The following is a 3381-nucleotide window of genomic DNA, read 5'->3' on the forward strand; positions in this document are numbered from 1 at the left end:
GTGCAAAGCCACCGCGAGACCGCGCAGCCGATCCGCGAGAAGACCGGCGGCTCGACCTTCAAGAACCCGCCGGGACACTCGGCTTGGAAGCTGATCGACGCCGCAGGCTGCCGGGGCTTGCGCGTCGGCGGCGCCCAGGTCTCGGAGATGCACTGCAATTTCCTGATCAACACCGGCGATGCCACCGCGCACGACATCGAGACGCTGGGCGAGACCGTGCGCGAACGGGTGAAGGCAAATTCCGGAATCGAGCTACACTGGGAAATCAAGCGGGTCGGGGTTTCGGCGTGAGTGTCGTTCCGGGGCGGCGCGAAGCACCGAACCCGGAACCTCGAGATTCCGGGTTCGCGCTTTGCGCGCCCCGGAATGACAAAGTAACAGAGGCAGCGAATGCGCATCACCATCCTTTTCGGCGGCTCCAACCGGGAGCGTCTGGTTTCGGTTGCCTCGGCCCAGGCCCTGCATCAGGCATTGCCCGAGGCCGACCTGTGGTGGTGGGACGTCGAGGACAAGGTGCACGTCGTGCAGTCCACGCAGTTGCTCGAACATGCCCGTCCGTTCGAGGACGAGTTCAAGCCGGGGACGCGTGGCGTCCCGCTGGAGCAGGCGCTCGACCGGGCCAAGGCCGAGGGACGCGTGCTGGTGCTCGGCCTGCATGGCGGGCGGGCCGAGAACGGCGAATTGCAGGTGATGTGCGAGGCGCGGGGCGTGCCCTTCACCGGCTCGGGATCGGCCTCCTCCCATCTCGCCTTCGACAAGCTCGCGGCCAAGCGGTTTGCCGCGCTCGGCGGTGTGACGCCGACGGAAAACGTTGCGCTCGACGACATCGACGAAGCCTTCGCCGAATACGGACGCCTGATCGCGAAGCCGGCCCGCGACGGTTCGAGCTACGGCCTGATCTTCGTCAACGCCAAGCAGGACCTGATCGCCGTCCGCAACGCGGCGAAGCATGAAGAGTACGTCATCGAGCCCTATATCGCCGGCGTCGAGGCGACCTGCGGCGTGCTGGAGCGCACCGACGGCTCCATCATCTCGCTGCCGCCGATCGAGCTCATTCCGGGCGAGGGCAATTTCGACTACGCGGCGAAATATCTCCTGTAATCGACCCAGGAGATCTGCCCCGGCCGTTTCGCACCCGAGATCACCGCCGCGCTCAAGCAGCAGGCGATGCTGGCGCATCGCGCAATGTCCTGCACCGGCTATTCCCGTTCGGACTTCATCGTCTCGGACAAGGGCCTCGTCTATCTCGAGACCAACACGCTTCCCGGGCTGACGAAGTCCTCGCTCTACCCCAAGGCGCTGAAAGCCGAGGGTATCGAATTCGTCGACTTCCTCCGCGGCCTGGTCGAGCTCGCCTGCCGGCGCGTCCCGGAGATCGTCAGGGGTGGTTAACGGCCCAACGGCCGAAAGGGCCTGGTTTGGCGGCCAAAACCGGTAAAATGCCGGACATCGCGGCGCAAATGCCTCACAGCGCGAGGCAAAATCCGCAATTCGTTAACGAATTTTACCTTTTGTTTACCAGGACGTCCGAAGGTTAACGCTGGCGGCGCATATGGCGCTTTGGCTGCCGGCGCGTGAGCTGTCGCGGGTGATGTCACCTCCAGCGAACGCTTTGAAGGGGAGAGGTTTTCTTCTGCTGAAGACCAGCACCCGGCCCGGCATGCCCGAGACGTCATGTTCGCCAGGATCCGCGCAGTGTCGCGGGGAAACTGTTGACGAGCTCGTGCAATGGATGGTGCAGGAAGCCTCCCCCGATCGCTTGTAAGATCGCTGAGGCCCCAAGCTGATCTGAAGGCGGCTGCTATCGGAGCGGTCGTGCTTCTGCGCGAGTGGGTGCAAGAGACGCTCGCCCGCAAGCGCGCTGCCGCCAAGATCAAAGCCAAAGCCAAGGTCGACGTCGCGCGCGAGCCGCCGCCGCGCATCGTCGCGCTGGTCGAGCGCTATCTGCCGCGCCGGGTCGGCCTCAGCATGACCGTGCTGCTCTTGATCGGCAGCTGCGGCTTCGGCATCGTCAAGGGCGGCCATCTGCAGGATTTCGTCACTGCGGTCAGCGATGCCCGCAACGCGCTGGCCAATTCCGCCGGCTTCCGCATCACTTCCGTCGTGATCAACGGCCGCAAGCAGCTGACCCAGGACGAAATTCTCGCCATCGGCGGTGTCAGCGGCCGCTCCTCGCTACTGTTCCTCGATGCGGACGCCGTGCGCGACAAGCTCAAGGCCAATCCCTGGATCGCGGATGCGACCGTGCTGAAGCTCTATCCGGGCCAGCTCATGATCGAGCTCACCGAGCGCAAGGCGTTCGCGCTGTGGCAGGAGGCCGGCCGGCTCTCCGTCATCGCCGACGACGGCGCCGTGCTCGAGCCCTATGTCTCGCGCCGTTTCCTGTCGCTGCCGCTTGTGGTCGGCAAGGGCGCCGACACCCAGGCGCGCGATTTTCTGGCGCTGCTGGCGCGCTACCCGCAGGTCAATTCGGTCACGAAGGCCGCGATCTTCGTCGGCGAGCGGCGCTGGAATCTGCGGCTCAAGGATGGTCTCGACATCCGCCTGCCCGAGCAGGACGTCGGCAACGCCCTTGCGATGCTGTCGAAGCTCGACAAGGAAGACCGCCTGTTCTCCCGCGACATCGTCGCCGTCGACATGCGCCTGCCTGACCGGCTGGTGGTGCAGCTGTCCGAGGACGCCGCCAAGGCGCGCGAGGAGCTGTTCAAGGACAAGAAGAAAAAGAAGGCCGGGGATTCCGCATGACCGGTCTCGATCGCACCCAGACGCCGAAGACGCGCCCGATGCCGCACAAGCGCGGCGGTCTCGTCGCCTGCCTCGACATCGGCACCAGCAAGATCGCCTGCATGATCGCGCGGCTGAAGCCGTCGCCGCCGAGCGATGCGCTGCGCGGCCGCACCCATGCGGTGGAATTGATCGGCTACAGCCAGATCCAGTCGCGCGGCATGAAGGCCGGGGCTGTGGTCGATCTTACCGAATGCGAGCAGGCTGTGCGCCAGGCCGTCGGGCTTGCGGAGAAGATGGCCAAGGTGCGGGTCGAGTCCGTGCTGCTGTCGGTCTCCGGCGGCCGGCTCGCCGGCCAGCTGGTCGAAGCCGCAGCCGACATCCGCGGCGGCGCCGTGACGCCGGCCGATGTCAGCCGCGTCACCTCCACCGGCATGCGCCACGCCACCGGCGACGGCCGCACCGTGCTGCATGCGCTGCCGGTCGGCTACACGCTCGACGGCGTCAAGGGCATCCGCGATCCCCGCGGCATGGTTGCGCACCAGTTCGGCGTCGACATGAACGTCGTCACCTGCGATGCCACCGTCGCGCGCAACCTGATGCTGGCGGTCGAACGCTGTCACATCAATGTCGAAGCCATGGCTGCGAGCCCTTATG

At 65.9% G+C, this 3381-nt stretch carries 2 protein-coding genes and 2 pseudogenes; all 4 read left to right on the forward strand.

Annotated elements, in window-relative coordinates:
* Positions 1-291, forward strand: a pseudogene (locus JHD07_RS35865) (UDP-N-acetylenolpyruvoylglucosamine reductase); the annotation flags it as partial.
* Between the two features lie 99 nt (positions 292-390).
* Positions 391-1392 (forward strand): annotated as a pseudogene (locus tag JHD07_RS35870) (D-alanine--D-alanine ligase).
* A gap of 336 nt (positions 1393-1728) precedes the next feature.
* On the forward strand, positions 1729-2745 hold the full coding sequence (locus tag JHD07_RS35875) for a cell division protein FtsQ/DivIB (RefSeq protein ID WP_291630789.1): 1017 nt from the start codon (positions 1729-1731) through the stop codon (positions 2743-2745).
* Positions 2742-3381 (forward strand): cell division protein FtsA (locus JHD07_RS35880; protein ID WP_291630791.1); only part of this gene is annotated, 640 nt, incomplete at its 3' end. The genes JHD07_RS35875 and JHD07_RS35880, both read left to right, overlap by 4 nt.

Origin of the sequence: Bradyrhizobium sp. (genome assembly GCF_016462955.1) — a bacterium.
GTDB lineage: Bacteria > Pseudomonadota > Alphaproteobacteria > Rhizobiales > Xanthobacteraceae > Bradyrhizobium.